Source organism: Rhodopirellula bahusiensis (genome assembly GCF_002727185.1).
In the GTDB taxonomy this organism is placed as follows: Bacteria; Planctomycetota; Planctomycetia; order Pirellulales; family Pirellulaceae; genus Rhodopirellula; species Rhodopirellula bahusiensis.
The window spans coordinates 144028-161939 of record NZ_NIZW01000017.1; the positions used below are offsets into that span (position 1 = coordinate 144028).

The 17912-nt window shown below is 57.1% G+C and carries 14 protein-coding genes; 10 read left to right on the top strand and 4 right to left on the bottom strand.

The genetic code is table 11. The features are described from left to right. Window positions 1–50: 50 nt before the first annotated feature. From CEE69_RS20915 to CEE69_RS20925, 3 genes are all read left to right on the top strand, one after another. Window positions 51–2486: a flagellar hook-basal body complex protein gene (locus tag CEE69_RS20915; RefSeq protein ID WP_099262558.1), complete on the top strand. Its 2436-nt coding sequence runs from the start codon at window positions 51–53 to the stop codon at window positions 2484–2486. Window positions 2487–2631: 145 nt separating this feature from the next. After that, the gene (locus CEE69_RS20920; protein ID WP_099262604.1) at window positions 2632–3528 is read left to right on the top strand and encodes a VanZ family protein; all 897 of its coding nucleotides are present in this window, start codon (window positions 2632–2634) and stop codon (window positions 3526–3528) included. A gap of 107 nt (window positions 3529–3635) precedes the next feature. After that, complete coding sequence (locus tag CEE69_RS20925) at window positions 3636–4688, top strand: 3-deoxy-7-phosphoheptulonate synthase (protein WP_099262559.1); 1053 nt, start codon at window positions 3636–3638, stop codon at window positions 4686–4688. 46 nt (window positions 4689–4734) lie between these two features. Here CEE69_RS20925 and CEE69_RS20930 read toward each other — a convergent pair whose 3' ends face one another. Together CEE69_RS20930 and CEE69_RS20935 are read right to left on the bottom strand one after the other, a co-directional pair. Then, complete coding sequence (locus CEE69_RS20930; protein WP_099262560.1) at window positions 4735–5433, bottom strand: sensor histidine kinase; 699 nt, start codon at window positions 5431–5433, stop codon at window positions 4735–4737. Continuing rightward, window positions 5430–5804 (bottom strand): STAS domain-containing protein, encoded by a 375-nt coding sequence (locus CEE69_RS20935; RefSeq protein ID WP_007324404.1) that lies wholly within the window; start codon window positions 5802–5804, stop codon window positions 5430–5432. The genes CEE69_RS20930 and CEE69_RS20935 overlap by 4 nt, the downstream gene beginning before the upstream one ends. Window positions 5805–6088: 284 nt before the next feature. On the opposite strand from CEE69_RS20935, the gene CEE69_RS20940 reads away from it, so the two are divergent. The 6 genes from CEE69_RS20940 (at window position 6089) to CEE69_RS20965 (ending at window position 12585) form a co-directional block, all read left to right on the top strand. Continuing rightward, on the top strand, window positions 6089–7381 hold the full coding sequence (locus CEE69_RS20940) for a FliG C-terminal domain-containing protein (protein WP_099262561.1): 1293 nt from the start codon (window positions 6089–6091) through the stop codon (window positions 7379–7381). Between the two features lie 2 nt (window positions 7382–7383). Then, the gene (locus CEE69_RS20945) at window positions 7384–8259 is read left to right on the top strand and encodes a FliH/SctL family protein (protein ID WP_099262562.1); all 876 of its coding nucleotides are present in this window, start codon (window positions 7384–7386) and stop codon (window positions 8257–8259) included. After that, window positions 8256–9665: a FliI/YscN family ATPase gene (locus tag CEE69_RS20950; RefSeq protein WP_099262563.1), complete on the top strand. Its 1410-nt coding sequence runs from the start codon at window positions 8256–8258 to the stop codon at window positions 9663–9665. The genes CEE69_RS20945 and CEE69_RS20950 overlap by 4 nt, the downstream gene beginning before the upstream one ends. A 56-nt stretch (window positions 9666–9721) precedes the next feature. Then, window positions 9722–10204, top strand: a complete 483-nt coding sequence (fliJ, locus tag CEE69_RS20955; protein ID WP_099262564.1) for a flagellar export protein FliJ — start codon at window positions 9722–9724, stop codon at window positions 10202–10204. Beyond that, on the top strand, window positions 10201–10851 hold the full coding sequence (locus tag CEE69_RS20960) for a hypothetical protein (protein ID WP_099262565.1): 651 nt from the start codon (window positions 10201–10203) through the stop codon (window positions 10849–10851). Before fliJ ends, CEE69_RS20960 begins: the two co-directional genes overlap by 4 nt. 105 nt (window positions 10852–10956) lie before the next feature. After that, entirely contained in the window at window positions 10957–12585 is a 1629-nt protein-coding gene (locus CEE69_RS20965) for a flagellar hook-length control protein FliK (protein ID WP_233215483.1), read from the top strand. 228 nt (window positions 12586–12813) lie between these two features. On the opposite strand, the gene CEE69_RS20970 is transcribed toward CEE69_RS20965, so the two are convergent. Further along, complete coding sequence (locus tag CEE69_RS20970) at window positions 12814–13821, bottom strand: DUF1573 domain-containing protein (protein WP_099262605.1); 1008 nt, start codon at window positions 13819–13821, stop codon at window positions 12814–12816. A gap of 331 nt (window positions 13822–14152) precedes the next feature. Between CEE69_RS20970 and CEE69_RS20975 the strand changes: the two genes are divergently transcribed. Beyond that, on the top strand, window positions 14153–16021 hold the full coding sequence (locus tag CEE69_RS20975) for a hypothetical protein (RefSeq protein WP_099262567.1): 1869 nt from the start codon (window positions 14153–14155) through the stop codon (window positions 16019–16021). On the opposite strand, the gene CEE69_RS20980 is transcribed toward CEE69_RS20975, so the two are convergent. Continuing rightward, complete coding sequence (locus tag CEE69_RS20980) at window positions 16011–17486, bottom strand: serine/threonine protein kinase (protein ID WP_099262568.1); 1476 nt, start codon at window positions 17484–17486, stop codon at window positions 16011–16013. The two genes, CEE69_RS20975 and CEE69_RS20980, sit on opposite strands and share 11 nt — an antisense overlap. Window positions 17487–17912 lie beyond the last annotated feature (426 nt).

Consider the following 17912-nt stretch of genomic DNA (forward strand, 5'->3'; position numbering starts at 1 on the left):
GTTTGAGTTTGCGTTGTATGACCTACTGAAAACCGTGGAGATGTTCGCCGATGGGACTTCAATCAGCCCTGACGACTGCCCTGACCGGACTGAGTGCTGCCGAAACACAGATCGATGTGATCGGCAACAACCTGGCGAACTCGCAAACGGTCGGTTTCAAATCATCCGATGCGGTCTTCGCAACACAGTTCCTTCAAACGTTGTCGCTCGGAGCCGGTCCTTCGGCCAACAACGGTGGTACCAACCCCCGGCAAATCGGTCTGGGTGTTCAGGTCGCGGAAATCGCTGCCAACCACAACCAGGGCACGATTGAAATCAGCAGCAGTAGCAGTGACCTCGCGATTCAGGGCGATGGATTTTTCCAGGTCGAAGCTGCCGACGGCGAAAAGCTGTACACGCGAAACGGTATTTTCAAACTCAACAGTGACGCGGAACTCGTCAACGCAACCGGCCAACGACTGCTCGGTTACGGCATCGATGAACAGTTCCGTTTGCAAACCGATTCGCTGGTCCCGTTGTCCGTTCCCTTGGGAACCAAAACCGTTGCCAAAGCGACCGAGAATGTTACGTTCGAAGGCACACTGACCCCCGAAGGCGATGTCGCCTCCGCGGGACAAGTGATCGAAAGTCTTCACCTGGGCGACAGCCAGGTCCCACGTCCAGACGCCAGCGGTATCTCCGTTGAGACGTCGCCCATCGCCGACCACACGACCGTCTCCGGCACCGTTGGCGCGGGTTCGCTCACGGCGGGAACGTACCAGTACAAATTCGCTTTGGTCGACGCCAGCGGCAATGAAACAAAGCCAAGCGCCGCACGTTCATTCACAGTCGGAACCAACGGCAATGTGGACCTGAGCAACCTGCCACAAGACCCGTTGGGCGGCGACTTCCCAACGGTCAACATCTATCGCACCGGCCCCAACGGAACCGAGTTTGAATTCCTCGCTTCGGCGACTGCTGGCGGCACGTTCAACGATGATGGCTCGACGGCGTTGTCGGGAACAGCGATCGACGAAGACACGCTGACGGGCAACTACACCTACATGGTGACTTACTACAGCGCGGGCGACCCAGAAAGTCGTCCAAGTTCGTACTTGGGTCCCAAGAGCGTTGTCGATGGCCGCATCACGTTGAGCGATTTTCCAACGCCTCCAACGCCTCCATCCGGCGGTGGGTTCCCCGCCTATGACTCGGTTCGCATCTATCGAAACCTTGCCGGTGACCAAAACAACTTCTACTTGGTCGGTGAAGTTGCTCCCGGTGAAACCTTCACCGATGCGCAAACGGACGCAGAGATTTCTGATCTATCCGATCCCAGCAATCAGTTGCTGGACATGGACGGTCCCGCGGTGAACTCGAACACATTGTTGACCGATGTGCTTCGCCGTGATGGATTAACCTACGAACAGATCTTCAGCGAAGGAACGTTGAGCTACACCGGTCGAAAAGGCGGTTCGAACCTGGGCACGAAGGAACTGGAAATCACTTCAACCAGCACGATGCAAGACTTGCTGGACTTCGTCGCGGACGCCTCCGGCATTCAAACGTTGCAGATCGACGCCGCGAACCCGATTCCTCGATCGGAAAACAACATCGAAGGCGAGTCGGGCGATTTGACGGCGGGTGCTTACATCCAAGACGGAAAGATTCGACTGGTTTCCAACAACGGCGAAGCCAACGCGGTCGACATCGAGCTGTCTGCTTTCCGATTGACTGACGAACTGGGCCAAATCAGCACGCCCAACTTGGCATTCGGCGTGCAACAAGAAGCGATTGGCCAAAGTGCTTCGAGTGACTTCGTGGTTTATGACTCGCTCGGTGTGCCAATCAACGTCCGCGTTTCTGCGACGCTGGAAAGCCGCACCGACCAAGCCACGGTCTATCGGTGGTATGCGGACAGTCCTGACAACTCGGTGACCGGCAGCACGGACATCACGGTCGGTACAGGCTTGATTCAGTTCGACGGAAACGGCAACTTCGTGACCGCGACCGAAGAAACGATCTCGATCAACCGCCAAGGCGTGCCCAGCGTTTCGCCATTGCAATTTGAAATGGACTTCTCGCTCGTTTCCGGTTTGGCAACGGAAGAAGCCACGCTTGCTGCGACGCAGCAGGACGGTAGCGAACCAGGGGTTCTGAACAGCTTCGCAGTGGGTGATGACGGAACCATTCGCGGTGTGTTCAGCAACGGTATTTCGCGAGACTTGGGCCAGCTTCAATTGGCACGTTTTGCCAACCCCGCCGGTTTGGAAGCTCGTGGTTTGAACCTTTACGCCGAAGGCGTGAACACCGGTTTGCCCGTCATCGGTCAACCCGGCGAGAACGGCATCGGCACGGTAATCGGTGGTGCCCTGGAATTATCCAACACGGACATCGGCAAGGACTTGGTCGAACTGGTCCTCGCCAGCACTCAGTACCGGGGCAACAGCCGAGTGATCACGACCACGCAGCAGCTCATCGACGAGCTGCTCAACCTGCGACGATAGTGATCGAAAGCCGGCAACCATCGTGACTCAAAGCCGATCTTCTCGCTTGATTTGGCTGGCGCTACCTGGATGCTTCTTGGTCGCTTTGGTTGGATTACTGGTCCCCATTCCGTTCTCAGGACGCATGGCCGGATCGATCGGCAACATGGTTCACGCCCCACTTTTCGCGGGGCTGACATTGTTGACTTTGGTCTTGTTGCAATCGATGCGGCCGCGAACGTTTGGTACGACTGCCTGGGCAATCAGGCTGGCGTTCATCGCGGCGACCTTGTTTGTCGCGGGCACCCTTGTCGAGATGCTGCAAGGCATGATTGGTCGGTCCGCTTCGGTTCACGATGCGATCGCCAACGGACTCGGAATCCTAGCCGCGACGGCATGGTTTGCCGCCAGCGGATTGGAATCATCAGTGGGACGACGCGCACTGCAACTGCTCGGTGCAATCTTCATTGGACTGACATGGTGGGGCCCCTTCACAATCATTCGCGACTGTTTGAAAGTCGATTCGGACTTCCCTCGCATTGCCTCTTTTGAAACCCCCATCGAAATCACTCGCTGGCATTTCAATCGCGGCCGGCGAGGGCGCACCAAGTCCAACGTGACCGACGGCGAATTCGCTTTGAAATGGACTCCCAAGGATGCCCCGCATCCCGCGATGACGCTGCTGGAAGTTGCTTCGGATTGGTCCGAAGTGGAAACGCTGGAACTCGATATCGTGCTGAATTCCAAACAGCCACCCGCGGACCTCGTCCAGCCGGAACAGCCCGACCGAACGTGGGAATTGATCGTCAAAGTCATCGACGAAGACCATGAGGACTACCACGAAGACGTCGCCAAACACTACGTGACGCTCCGATCGGGCGAACCTCAACACGTTGTTTTCCCTCGTCAATCCATTATCAACGGACCGAAAGATCGCGAGCTGGACATGACCCGCATCAAGATGGTCAGTGTGTTGATCTACCAACCTGGCCCGGACGTCGAATTGGTCGTGGATCACGTGCACGCGACCTTGAAACAGCCCGACGCCGAACAGAAACAATGAACCGCCGCTCACGGCGCCGACGCTGAATCGATGGCTCGTTCCAATCTTTTCGAATTGAACTACGATAGGTTTTCCCCACACATTCCTTTTGAACCCACTGCAAGCTCATGATCCGCACCGATGATCTTCGTATCGGCGCCATCAAAAACCTGATGTCACCCAGTGATTTGTTGTCGGAAATCCCGGCCAGCGACGAAATCTCGCAAACCGTTGCTGACGGGCGTGCAGCGATTCAAAACGTGCTTCAAAAGAAGGACGATCGTTTGCTGGTCGTCGTCGGACCGTGCTCGATCCATGATCCAGACTCCGCCCGCCAGTACGCCGAAAAGTTGGCTGTGGAGCAGAAGAAGCACGCCGAGGATCTTCTGATCGTCATGCGGGTCTACTTCGAAAAACCCCGCACCACCGTGGGTTGGAAGGGTCTGATCAACGACCCGAAACTGGATGACAGCTTCGAAATCAACCACGGATTGCGAACTGCACGGCGTCTGCTCAGCGACATCAACGCGATGGGTTTGCCGACCGGAACCGAGTTCCTGGACCTGATCAGCCCTCAATACGTGGCCGATCTGGTGGGCTGGGGAGCCATCGGTGCTCGCACGACCGAGAGCCAGGGTCACCGCGAATTGGCGTCGGGGCTGTCTTGCCCGGTCGGATTCAAAAACGGAACCAGCGGCAACGTTCAGATCGCGGTGGATGCAATCTGCTCCGCCCGCCGTCCACACCACTTTTTGTCGGTCACGAAAGAAGGCACCTCGGCCATCTTCGCCACAACCGGCAACCCAGACTGCCACATCATTTTGCGAGGTGGCAAGTACACCAACTACGACGCCGCCAGCATCGACATGGCATCGGGCTTGCTCGAAAAAGCCGACCTGCCACCGCGAATCATGATCGATTGCAGCCACGCGAACAGTCGCAAGATCTTCAAGCGTCAATCGTATGTTTGTCGCGACATTTGTGCTCAGGTATCCGATGGAGATCAGCGCATCATGGGTGTAATGATCGAGAGCAACCTGCTTGAAGGCAACCAAAAGCTCAGTGCCTCACCGTTGGTGCAAGGTCTCAGCGTCACCGACGCTTGCATCGGTTGGGAAACCACCGAGCAACTCTTCAGCGACCTCAGCGAATCCGTCTCCGCCCGCCGCAAAGTCGGCTGAGAACAGTCGATCGCCATCGGATGCGGGTCGTATCACGCGAAGCGAGCTACGGCGATTGAGACACGATCACTCGGGTACCGGAACCCTCGGTCCCGGTGATCTGAAATTGCAATCCTGCGGCTCGAGCCCGCTCGCGCATCAGCGTGATCCCGTGCGACGATTTTGAAACGGATTGCAGGTCCAAACCTTTTCCGTTGTCTTGAATCGCAACCGTCCAGCCTGATTCACTCGCATCCCAAGCCACGATCAACTCGCTGGCTTTTGCATGTCGAACGACGTTGCGGACCGCTTCGCAAACGATTCGGTAGACAGCGATTGTCTGCGATTCATTCCAGGCGAACTGGGCACTGGCGTCCAGATGTTTCCACTGGACGGACAATGATGGGGACTCGTCAGCGATCAGAACCACCGAGTCCAAGAACGCTTTCGCGGCCACCAGCGGCCCATTCGAAAGATCGTTGGGCAGCGCCGCCCCGCTCATGATTTGACGAGCAATTTCGCGAGCTTGGTCGATCCATTTCGCGGGCTGTTCGAGCTTTGTTTTCAGCTCGGGGTGTTGCCGCTGAAGCGACGCGAGTGAACCTGCGGCGGCGAAAAGATAGGGCAGCAACTCATCATGCAAATCGCCAGCGATCGATTGGCGTTCGGCCTCGAGCATCCGCATCCACTGCGAATCAGACCGCTCCGGCTTGGAATCTGACGGCGCCGAGAACGAACCTGGAGTGGAATCGTCGGCGGAGGTCATTTCTTGCCGCCGAACCAGCCCTTCTTGTCAAAGCTGGCCACGGCAACCTCTTGATCGCCTTGGATGTCGATCAATTTGCCCAGATTCACGATGCGGAAGACTTCCATCACCAATGGTGACACGTTGCAGAACTTCAGCGCGACGCCTTGGGCTTTGCAGCTTTTGTTCAGCAAGATCAGTTTGTTGATCATCGCCGACGACATGAACGCCAGGCCGGAGAAGTCGATCAACATTTTTTTGTGGATTGCCTGCGGCACAATTTCTTGCATTTCGCGGCCCACAACCTCGATCCGTTGTGCGTCGCGAAGGGCATTGTCGGTGAATCCAACGATCAATACTTCACCCTGCATTTGCTCGGTGATGGCTGACATGTGAGTTTGCTCAGAACGACAGGAGGAAATACAGGAAGCGTTGGGCAACGAATGCCACCCACATGGAGTTTGGTTCACCGCCAACACCCGCAACGTGCGTCCCATGCGAATCGATTCGATGGGCGGGGTTGGTCGACGGGTGCAAGTTTAGCGGGCTGGGGGGATCGAGACAATTCGGGCTTCACTTGGGAGCCCGTGTTTCACTATGACCGAACTGGGCAGGATCGCATCCGTCGCTCGCGTATTTTCTGCCCCCGTTTTTCACCCGAATTCCAGGTGTCCTCGTGGCTGCCGCTTCTCCTCGCTCTGACGATGACGCACGACGCGCCGCTTCGTTGCGACGTGTGGCAATCGTTCTAAAAAATTTACCACGACCGGTCGCCGCGAAATTATTGGGCGAATTGCCGGTCGAATCACAGCAACGATTGCAATACGAAGTCGCCTCGCTCGACGAAGTCGATCCCCTGGAACACAAACGAGCCCTGGAATCCTTCGCGGGCTCGATGCGGCAAAGCCAACCAGTTGGGTCCAACCGCGGAAATGCGGGCAATCCTGTCGACGAGATCGTATTCAGCCGAACCGCATCGGATCGGAACAACCAAGCACCCACTCGGTCACCGGTCGAAAACCACTCGGCGGGAGGCACCTACGCGGCACCGGCACCATCAGCGAACCAGTCGTTTGACTTCATGGACGCGTTGTCCAACGACGACGTCCGAGGTTTGTTGCAGAGCGAACACCCACAAACGATCGCGGTCGTGATGGCATCGATCGATCCGAGAAAAGCCGCGGCGATTCTGCCGCAATTCCCACCGCGAGAACGCCAAGACATCCTCAGCCGAATCGGACGACTGCAAGAGTTCCCCGACTCGATGATCGAGGATTTGGCGAGCACCTTCCGATCGAAAGCCGAAGCCTTGATCGCTCGTTCGCGAGCCAATCCGCTTCAAGATCTGATCAACGCCTACGCTCCTTCCGAAGGTTGGGATCCCGCACAAGCGGCGCGTCACGTTCCCACGGAAGCCGCTGCCGTGTCGCCTCGCTTGAAAGCGATCCTTTCTGAGATGACACCCGCGCAGGAATCGGCACCACCGAACACCGCGAATCATTCGGCTCGGCCGTTGGACGCCAATCCTTCGGCACACCCTGCGACAACGCCGGTCGGCCCCACCGCGGTCAATCAAGCTGATCCAAATCCATCCGCGCATACGCTGCGAGTCCACCACCCAGGCGAAACATCCAACGAACCGAACGACGCCTCGCAGTCTGCCAATACCGTGCCTGCTACATCGGGCCTTTCAACGGACGATGTTCATCAGCGACTCATCAAGATGAAACCACGATTGTTGTGTGAAGCACTCGGACGAGTTCCCACTCGCACCGCCATGTTGTGCTTGTGTGGACTGCCTAACAAAACGGCCGACTCCGCGATCAGCATGCTGCCGCGACAACAAGCCAACCAAGTTCGATCTCAACTTGCCAGCGTCGGATCCATGGAACTGCGTGAAATTGACGAAGCCAAAGAAGCGGTCCTCATTGCTTCAGCGGAACCATCCACCACAGCGATGGCGGCGTAGCGATGGCTTCGATACTCAAACACAACGCCGATCCCAAGAGCGGTGCTGATACGGCAGCTCGTCCTGATCTGTCAAATCTGACTCCCGCCGATGCACAGCCGACGACTCGTGCCGGTGTCTCCACTCGTGTCCCCGCAGATCAAGTCGATCGAGCGCAGGCGGCTGACTCGGATATCGTTGGCAAACAGCCCGGCGGCATATCGGGTTTGGCCGGATTCAACCTCAACGACTTGGCAGAAAAAGGGCGGGAAGAACTTCGCCAGGCTCGCGAGCAAGTCGCGAAAATCTTGGCTGAAGCCGAGAAACAAGCTGCTGAAATGAAGCAGGCCGCGGAAGCTCGTGGCTATGAGGACGGAGTAAAAAAAGCGTCCGAAGACATCGAAAAGAAAATCACACAACTCGCAGAAACCAAAACGAAGTCGCAGCTTCAAGCATTGCAAAATGCCAGCACGAAGATGCACGCTCAGTACGACCAGTGGATGCAGCAGTACGCGGAAGTGCTGACCGAAACCGCGATCGCGGCGACCGAACGGATGGTGCGAGCCAACCTGAACGAATCGCCCGTCCCAGCGTCTCTCGCCGAGGCGGGATATAGCGACAGCCCGCATCAACAACACCTCTTGGTCCGTTGGGCCAGCGAAGCGTTGCACAGCACACGATCGGCGGGACGCTTGGTCTTGGCCGTTCACCCGGACATGCTGGCGGAACTTGGTCAACGGTTTGATGAGCTGTTGGCGAGTCCCGATCTGCCAGAAGAGTCTTGCGTGATCCCCGATGAAACACTTCCCGTCGGCGAAGTGGTCGTGCGACAAGAAGGCGGTGAAATCCGCGCCGGACTGCAAGCTCAGCTGGAACGACTGCGGGAGGAAATCCTATGAACCTGCCCGCGGTTCCTCAGCTCCATCCGCCGCGTCTGCCTGATCCGGAGACGATTCGCCAATCACTCGGCTCGTTGGTCCTCTCGCAGATTCGTGGACGCGTTGCTTCCGTGACTGGCGATGCGGTGACCGTTCAAGGCATGACCGCTCCCCTCGGTGCAATTTGCGAATTGATGCCGCCGGACGCCAAGCCAACTCTCGCGCGAGTCATCGGCTTTGATGACACGCGGCCCATCCTCGCACCGATGGAAGCCATCTCAGCACTCGCGGCCGGAGACCGAGTTCGCTTGGTTTCGCGATCGCTCACGTTGCGTGTCGGCGATTCTCTCTGCGGACGAGTCATCGATGCCTTCGGGCGTCCGATCGATGGCAAACCACTCAGCGAAGATCTCGTTCGAGTCAGCGCGTCTCGGTCCGCACCCGATTCGCTGGATCGACCACCGATTGATGAGCCGCTTCAAACCGGAGTTCGAGCTATCGATGCGATGCTGACTTGTGGCGTCGGTCAACGGCTGGGAATCTTCGCCGGTTCGGGTGTTGGCAAAAGCACCTTGCTCGGCATGTTGACACGTGGAACGACCGCCGACCGAATCGTGATCGCAATGGTCGGCGAACGAGGACGTGAAGTTCAGGAATTCATGCAGCGGGCCCTCGGTGCCGCGGGACTGAAACGCAGCGTCGTCGTCGTGGCGACCAGCGACAAACCCGCCGCCCAAAGACTTTCCGCGGCTTGGACCGCGACCGCGATCGCCGAGCAATTTCGTGACGAAGGGCACCGCGTGCTGCTTTTGGTCGACAGCGTCACACGCTTTGCCATGGCGCAGCGAGAACTCGGACTGGCCGCCGGCGAACCACCGACCACCCGAGGCTATCCGCCCAGCGTCTTCAACATGTTGCCGCAGTTGGTCGAACGTGCTGGCCGAACCACCAAAGGTTCGATCACAGCGTTCTACACCGTCTTGGTCGAAGGCGATGACAACAACGAACCCATTTCTGACACCGTCCGAGGTTTGCTGGACGGGCACATCGTCCTGAATCGGAAACTCGCCCACCGCGGTCACTACCCGCCGATCGATATTCCAGAAAGCATCAGCCGGGTCGCCAACCATTTGGTGACTCCGGAGATCTATCAATCCACCCTGGGAATTCGCGAGCACATGGTCCAGTTCCAATCCAGCGAAGACCTGATTTCCATCGGAGCCTATCGCGCCGGCAGCGACCCTCGCGTGGACACCGCCATCGCGATGCGAGACCCGATCAATGATCTGTTGCGACAAGATGCGACCGACATCACGCCCATCGCCGAATCCCAGGCACGGGTTCTGAAACTGCACCAAGCCGCGTCCGCCGCGCTCGCTCAACTGAACCAACCACCAGCTGCAGCACCCGCTCCCAACCCAGCCTGATTGCCGATCACGCTTCGCCCAATCCATTCCCTCGAAACTCCACTCCCTGATTCAGTATGCCGCCGTTCCGCTTCCGATTTGATTCTCTGATGGACTTGCGAGGTCGCGAGCGAGATGAGGCGGGCGCCGAGGTGGGAAAGGCTCTCGAGGCCATTCAGCGGATCAACGAGCAGATCCAAGACATCGACTCGCAACGAGAAATGATTCGTTCAGCGAAGAACCAAACCTTGCAACAAGCCAGCGTGTCCGTTGACCAAATGTTGCACCAGGGACGCTATGACGTTCAGCTGCACGCCGACCAAATTTCGCTTCAGCAAACCCTCGGGCAACTGAACCAAGAACTGGAGAAACGCCGCGAGAGATTGGTGAACGCCGAAGCGGAAGTGAAGCGTCTCGAGCGATTGCGTGAAACCCAATTGGCCGAACATCGGTCACTCGAAGCCAAACAAGAACAAGCCGAAGCCGATGACCTGACCTCCGCTCGCCTCCTGTTGCGACGACGTGCGATGGCAGCTCAATCCAAGGAGACTCGACGATGAGATTCTTGATGCGATCCGTTGCGATGATCAGCACCGCAACCTGTTTCACAATGATAATTCTGTTGGGCTACTTCGCGTCGCGAGGAACGCTCAACGTTGCGACGTTGACCAAGGTCATCGCGCTCTTCAATGGAATCGATATCACCGGCAACCAACTCCGGCAAATCATGCAGGAAGGTGAAGATCGCGAACAACCTGACTTCGACGAGATCCTCGATGCTCGCAGACGGGACGGTTTGGATAGCGACATTAAAATGCGAAGCCAAAAAGAAGCCGCGAACGACATCGCTCTTCAAATGGCCGAATTGAAATTGCAACGCGAACGGTTTGATGAACGCCGAACATCGTTTGATCGCAGTTTGGAAGAAATTCGCAAAGGAGCTCAAGACGAAGGACTGCAGGAAGTCCAACGCACACTCCAGGCACTTGAGGCAGAACAGGCAAAAGAGCAGCTTTTGCGCATGTACGATGACGAAGAAATCGGTGACGTTGTCAGTATCATTCAAGCCATGCCCATCGATAAACGAAAAGATATCTTGGCAGAGTTTGCGACGCCGGAAGAAATGGACAAGCTCTACGAGATCCTACGCCGAATCGGCGAGGGCATGCCGACGACCGGACTCATCGACGAAGCTCGCGGTGGGTGATTGAGGTCAAGGTATTCCCACCAGGATCCCGATGATCACGGTGGGGGGACCGCGATGACGACGACAAAACCAGTCCAATCAAGGACAGAGACCTCGGTCTCGACATTGAGCACCAACAAGCGAGCGGAAAATGCGTTCGCCGCGTTGGGCAATTCTGCAACCGCTCGCGTCAACGGTCTGAGCGAACCGACATCGGGATTGGGCGATCCGTTCGCCGAGATCTTCGCAAGGATCGCAACAACTGAAACCGCAGTTGCTTCAGAATCATCCCCGGCAACGGATGAGTCGCTGACCACCGAAACCGATGATCGCGACGACTCGAGTGACGACGACCTCGAAACCCGAGATGACGCCGCTGCCGCCGCAGCGGTGACCACGTCCAATCATCAGGTGGAAGAAACACAGGTCACGGAATCTGCCGAGAAAGCCGTCGCAACGTCCAACGAAGAAAACGAATCGTCGGATCGCTCCGATGACGTGGCGTGGACGCAGAAGGCAGAGTCATCCGAAGACAGCGACGCCGTCAACGCCGAACAAACGGCTGACGGAGAGGAAACGCTGGTCCTCCCCGATGGCGAACAGCAACAGGAAGAAGTCGACGTCGACACGGAGGGCATCGTTTCCGAAGAAGTTTCGGTCTCGGTGAACAGCAATTCGGAACGACGTTCGGACGAACAAACGGCGGATGCTTCGGCAGAAGAAACAACGCTGAAGACGGATCAGACCGACAGGCTCGAAGAAACCTCGGCCAAGGAGTCCGGAACGACCGAGACGGAAGAGGGCTCTTTCGAGCAACAGTCGAACGATCAACCATCGCAAGATTCACGACGCACCGAACGTCGTCGCTATTCTCGCGAAGACAATGGCTATGTGCAGGGTGGTGCCGCGGCTTCCACGAATGCCAGTTCCGGTGAAAACGGAATCGAAATTGATCCGTCGCTGGCCGCTTCGGGTGCTGAGGCAGATGTCGACGAAGCACAGCTGAACCAACTGGCCGAGCAAGCCGCCTCAAAGACATCCACGCCCACCGCCGCGGTGGCAGCGGTGAGTGCGACGACCGCGGCTGCAACATCCGCGTCACGATCCGCATCCAGTGGAACGACCGCAGTTGGATCAACCAGTTCCGCGGCATCGACGACGGCGAACAACAACGATCCAACGAATCCGATCAACACCTCGACCCCAGCGGCGGAGAAGGCGGAAAGCAAAGTCAAAGCTGGCCTGCAAGCGTCGGGCACGGACCAAACATCGGCCGTCGCGCGAGCCAAAATGGTCCAGCGAGTCAGCCGTGGATTTCAAACCCTGGGGCCCAACGGCGGCCACATCCGCATGCGTCTGTCGCCAGTGGAATTGGGGTCCGTTCAATTGGAAGTTCACATCCAAGAGAACAACCTTCGCGGCCGAATGGTGACCGAATCCGAAGCCGCCAGCCAACTGCTGCGGGAACACCTGCCGCAACTGCGATCACAACTTGAGTCGCAAGGCATGCGTTTGGAATCGATCGAGATCACCACCGATCCAAACGGTGCGTCCGAGTTCGACCAAACCCAGAACTCGTTCGGTGGCCAAGACCATTCCGACCGCAACACGGGCATGGATCGAGAACGCTATCGCAATCGCGGCAACACCAACGGCTCGCGTCCTCGTGAGACCAGTGCGGACACACCAGTCATCCAAGCGACACCGGCCGCATCTTGGATGACGCCAGCAACCGGTGTCGACCTCAAGGTCTGACCGCGGCACTTCGGCAGTCGGGATCATCGAGAGGTCGACAGCGGCAAGCTTTTGTTCCGCAATCGCCACCGCTCGCGACGGTGCTTGATTCATTGCGACTCCAAGACGGCAATCACTTGGTTGCGGCTGCAACCTGGCAATCAGTCGACCTCGCGTTCGTTCAGCGCATGAAAAAAGCCGGCGGTCGAACACTCAACCGTCGGCTTCATTCGTTTTGTTCGCAGCGTCTTACTGGGCTTGAGCGACTTGCTCAGCCGCGATATTCGCTGTCACGATTGCTTTCGCGGTCACGGCATTTTCACCGCGTGTGCGAATCACCATCGGAACGCGTTGATTTCCGCGTGCGGTGTCGGCGGTCAATGTCAGGTCGACCATGTGGATCATTCGCTCGTCTTCGCTGGCCGAGAAGTCCACTTTCCAACCTTCGCAATCGATCGACTCAATCGCGAAAGGTTTGCGACCGCGGATAGCCAAACGTTGCGAAACGCTGTCGCCTTGCTTGATCGTTCCAACGGCGATGGATTGAGGAGCGATCGACAGGGCGGATTCCACCGTGCCAACGACTCGCAGAGGCACATTTGGCATGCTGCGATCGTTCGTTTGAATGATCACTTCGTCTTGGAAGTAGCCTTCGGGAGCATCTTCGCGAACTTCAACCGACAACTCGTAGTTGGCTTTGCCAGCACCACGTTCGGTTTGCTTGAACGATGGCACCAACCAAGGTGTATTCGATCGGACGTCAAGAACCTGCCAGTCGCTTCGACCTGCGTAAAACAGTTTGGTCGCACCCGTTTTGGGTTCGCCTTGGTTGATCGTTCCCAATTCGATTGCCCCGGGGTGGAAGACCATGTCGCTGCGGATGTATCCATCCACTCGCAATTGGATTTCGCTGTAGAAGGGTTTGTCGATCACGACGGTCAACGTCGCGCCCTTTTTTCCCCGAAAGGTGGGTGTATTGAAACGAGCGAGGATCGATCCGGACTGACCAGGTGCGATCGTCGCGGTTTCGATGATCGCGGTGGTGCAACCACAGCTTTCGCGCACCGATCGGATATGCAGATCCGATGTGAACGTGTTGACCACGGGGAAGCGAAATTCCGTTTTTGACGCGACCGCGACGGTCCCGAAGTCATGTGTCTTCACAGGGAATACAGTCTGGGTCCAATCCGCTCTCGCAGACGAACCAATGGCCGAACCCAACAAGACACAAACTACCAACAACACTCGACTGTTCATTCGATCCCCTCCTGAGGGGAGCAGCAAAGGAAACACGTTCACGTGAAAGGCTCGTCCATCATGCCCATCCATCGGCACAGGCTCCGAGGTTGACCATTTGCTAGCAACAACGCGAGGGTCGGGTGCGTCCACAATCGATCAACGATCTGCGTTGAATCGTACCGGGAAGCCTCAAATGGACAAGCTCGATTGGGGGGAGAAATCAAGGTTTCACGGGATTTTCGGCGAATCGATGAAGAATTGTTCAATCAAATTGACGTTGTTCCCGAGGGCTTTCATTTCGTAGCGTCTGGCCGGTCGATTGTCTCCCGCCTCCGATGCTAGGTTCGTCATGTCCTCGCCACGTCTCCTCCTCCCGCTCTCGTTCACGGAATGGTTTGCGCAACCATCCTCGCTGACACGTTCGGGATTGGCCGTCGCTTTGCTGGCTACCGGATTCACCAGCCTCGGGTGCCATCGTTCGCGATTGTTCTCGCCGCTCAACGGTCGGTCCAGTCTCGAAAAGCACGCCAATCAGGGCCCGAGCGACATATTCATCTCAGGTGAAGACGCGACGCCGGAGACGCTGCTCGAGGAAGTTCCGCAACGATTGGCGACCGCGAAAACCCCGATCACTCGAAAAGAAACGGGATCCGCACCCGCGGCCAATTCCAGCACCCCAACGTCCACTCCCGCTCAAGCGGCCGCCCCTCTACCAGGTTCGGACGACCTCTCATCAACAGCACTCAGCGCCGCGACTCGCCAAGTCAGCTACGTCAGCGACTCGCCGGCGATGGCAAATGCCACGCGATCCCCCAAAGCCAACCAAGCCACCGAGCGAACAAGCCAGCAGGCCCCCGCGTCGCCGGACACTTACGCGGGAGTCGACATCAGCATGATCCAGGACGCGTTGAAAAATCACCCTCCTGAGGTTCAACGCGAAGCCATCCGCCGACTGATGGCGATGTCTTACAAGAAAGCCAAACCGACCAGCCAACCTGCCGGCATCGACGGCATTTTGAAAGCGTCACTGGACACATTGCCCGCGTTGCCGGACGAAGTGGTGGATCGTGGACTGACGCCGCAACGAATCGCCGCGGAATATCATCCCAAGACTCCCGCCGACGTGGCTTCCGAAGCATTCGCGGCAACCGAATCGGATCCGGCCACACCATCGGTCGAACCGGTCGCCAACAACGTGGCCCAGTCCGCTCAGCCGATCTCCGAATTCAACTTCACCGACCAAGTTCTCGAAGACGTTTTCGCGGACGAGTCGTTCAACATGAACGATGCCGACCAATCGCCGGCACAACCAGTTGAACCCGCCTCTTGGAACTTCTCGGACAAGATCGCTGAAACGCCGGATTCAACACTCTCGTTGTCGGACCAAGCCGCTGCCGCGACCAAGAACGACAACAGTGCCACCAGCGTCCAACAAGTCTCGGCCACCCAGTCGTCGGACAAGCCAGCATCGACCGATGTCGCTGCAGCTGTGAACATCGAATCATTGAGCGACACCGAACTTTATGACGCTCTGCTGCAACGACTCGGACAAGCCGAACCGAACGAATCCGAAGCACAAAAACAACGCCGCCAAATCATCAAGCGTCACTTGATGGTTCTGTCGGGCGACCCGGATCGCGCGGTCGACAAACTCGAAGGATTGACCACGCAAGAACAAGAGTACTTGCGTCACCAACTGCTCGGACTTTGGACGATCATCGATCCGAACGGGCACCCCGTTCCTTCGAGACGATTCAGCACCGCACTTCCACAGATTCGTCAAGCGACCGAGTTCCTCGCAGCCGCCACGGATTCGCTCGATGTTCGCGCGTTGGAATTCTGCACCGAGATCGAAGCGTACGGGCAAGTCAAACCGTTTCCGAAACGCCAGTTTGATCCCGGCCAACAAGTCATCTTGTACTGCGAAATTGAAAACTTCGTGGCCAAACGAGTCAGCGAAGGTGGCAAGGATGGCTTCGAAACCATGTTGCAGGGCAGCTACGATTTGCTCGATGAATCAGGACGCCGCGTTGCCAGCCAATCGTTGCCAGTCGACAAACAAATGTCGAAGAACAAATTGCGTGACTACTTCATCGCTTATCAAATGTATTTGCCTGAGTCTCTCGAAGCGGGCAACTATCGATTGCGTTTGACAATGGAAGACGTTCACGGCAAGAAGTACGGCCAAAACGAACTCGCCTTCCAAATCAAACGTTAGAGCGGTTTCGACGCCACGCCGTCCAGGCTCCCGCCACGAGCATGCAACCTTGGGCAAAGAACGCGGGCGCGATCACCAGGAAAACCAAGGTCGTTGCCAGCACACGCCCTTCGTAGATTTTCAACGTGGTCCCACTGGTGAACAAGTTGGTCGCCTGAATCCCTGACCAAACTAAAGAGACCAAGCCCATGAACGCCAGCCAGCGGTAATGCTTGGTCCCGCGAACCATCAGTGATCCGGCGTGAGCTCCCAGCAAGTGGAATGGAACGACAACCAGCACCACAAAGAAGATGAACTCCGGCAGGGTTTCAGCGAGTTGCGGCTCATTCGAATGACGCTGCCAAACCAACAAACCGCCGATCGCCGCCCACGCCCAAATCAAGAAATTGATCGCGATGATTGCCCATCCGAAGATCCTCTCAAGCGGTCCGTGATAAAGCTCATAGCCGAATCGTTCGAGGATACCGGGGCACTTTGCTTCGACTGGTCGTCCTTCTAGCATTCGTTGCAAGTCAGCTTCGAACGCAGCGGCGGATTCATAACGTGAATCGGGATCGCGTCTCAGGCACTTCAAACAGATCGCTTGCATCGCGTCGGAAAGCTCCGGTCGATGCTTCTGCGGACCGTCAATCTGCGAATGATGCAGCATCAGGACAGCTTCGGCAAAGCTATCGGGCGCCAGAGGTGTGGTCCCCGTGAGCATCTGATACAGCATCACGCCGAGTGAATAGACGTCACTCTTCGGCGTGATCCGTCGATTCCCAAACATGGCTTGTTCGGGCGCAATGTAGCGAGGCGTCCCCGCGATCCGCGTGGTCGTCGCTACGGTTGATTCCGTATTGGCACACAGTCCGAAGTCAAGCACCACGGGCTTTCTCAATTCGCCGCTGGGGGACTGCTGCATCAAAATGTTCTGCGGCTTCAGGTCGCGATGAATGATTCCCGCTTCATGGCCATACTGCACCGCGTTGGCAATTTGGATCATCCATTGGGCAGCTTCCACCTCGGGCATCGGCGACGACTGATTCGCCAACCAGTCACCCAAGTGCTGCCCGATCAAGTAAGGCATCACGTAGTAGTGCAGATCATCCTGCTCACCACTGTCGTAGATCGAAATGATCCCAGGATGATCGAGCCGTGCGGCCGATTGAGCTTCGTCCTGAAATCGCCGAATCGCAGCGACGTCTCGAACGATTTCTGGTCGAGCGATCTTGATAGCGACATTGCGTTTCAGCTTTTCATCACGAGCCAGATACACAATTCCAAAACCACCTCGACCGATTTCTCGGACGAGTTCATATCCGCCGACGTGCCCGCGCAGATGTTGAGCCGACCATATCTGCGGTGACTCAATCGCTCCCAACAAATGCGATGACTGCGACGACGACACCGTTGCTTTGGAATCCACGTCGGTGTCGTCTCGTGTGATCGAGTCGCCTTGCTTTGGTTCGGTACCGTTGTCCATGCCGAATTTTCAAAAGCCTTCTTCGGTTGGTTGATCCGCTGAACCGCACAACGTTCGCGACAAATCCACCTCCATGAATGTGGTGGCAACGCATTCGGCGAATCGCGAAACCATTGCTGCATCGACAATCCGTCAAGCAACGTGAACAAGGACGCGTGCGTTTCGGGTGTGCGGTGGTGTGAACAAAACAATCCTAGAACACACCCCCCAAGGCATCGAGCCCCCACACCCAGGCGGTCGGGCTGAACAGAGAACCGCGGTCGATGAACCGTGGGCATTGCCCAAACAGCTCACTTTTACAGGCGCATTGACGTCATCTGGAACATGACGCTTGGGTTCGGCAGACATTCACCGAACCCATACAAGCACACCACCGGGTCTTCATATTGAGCACGTATAAGTTGCGGCTCTTTCAAACCTTGAGTG

Bases quoted from the DNA above. Each gene is read 5' to 3' on its own strand.
- CEE69_RS20915 (WP_099262558.1), top strand. From the start codon at position 51: ATGGGACTTCAATCAGCCCTGACGACTGCCCTGACCGGACTGAGTGCT.
- CEE69_RS20920 (WP_099262604.1), top strand. From the start codon at position 2,632: ATGGTTCACGCCCCACTTTTCGCGGGGCTGACATTGTTGACTTTGGTC.
- CEE69_RS20925 (WP_099262559.1), top strand. From the start codon at position 3,636: ATGATCCGCACCGATGATCTTCGTATCGGCGCCATCAAAAACCTGATG.
- CEE69_RS20930 (WP_099262560.1), bottom strand. From the start codon at position 5,433: ATGACCTCCGCCGACGATTCCACTCCAGGTTCGTTCTCGGCGCCGTCA.
- CEE69_RS20935 (WP_007324404.1), bottom strand. From the start codon at position 5,804: ATGTCAGCCATCACCGAGCAAATGCAGGGTGAAGTATTGATCGTTGGA.
- CEE69_RS20945 (WP_099262562.1), top strand. From the start codon at position 7,384: ATGGCTTCGATACTCAAACACAACGCCGATCCCAAGAGCGGTGCTGAT.
- CEE69_RS20950 (WP_099262563.1), top strand. From the start codon at position 8,256: ATGAACCTGCCCGCGGTTCCTCAGCTCCATCCGCCGCGTCTGCCTGAT.
- fliJ (WP_099262564.1), top strand. From the start codon at position 9,722: ATGCCGCCGTTCCGCTTCCGATTTGATTCTCTGATGGACTTGCGAGGT.
- CEE69_RS20960 (WP_099262565.1), top strand. From the start codon at position 10,201: ATGAGATTCTTGATGCGATCCGTTGCGATGATCAGCACCGCAACCTGT.
- CEE69_RS20970 (WP_099262605.1), bottom strand. From the start codon at position 13,821: ATGAACAGTCGAGTGTTGTTGGTAGTTTGTGTCTTGTTGGGTTCGGCC.
- CEE69_RS20975 (WP_099262567.1), top strand. From the start codon at position 14,153: ATGTCCTCGCCACGTCTCCTCCTCCCGCTCTCGTTCACGGAATGGTTT.
- CEE69_RS20980 (WP_099262568.1), bottom strand. From the start codon at position 17,486: ATGGACAACGGTACCGAACCAAAGCAAGGCGACTCGATCACACGAGAC.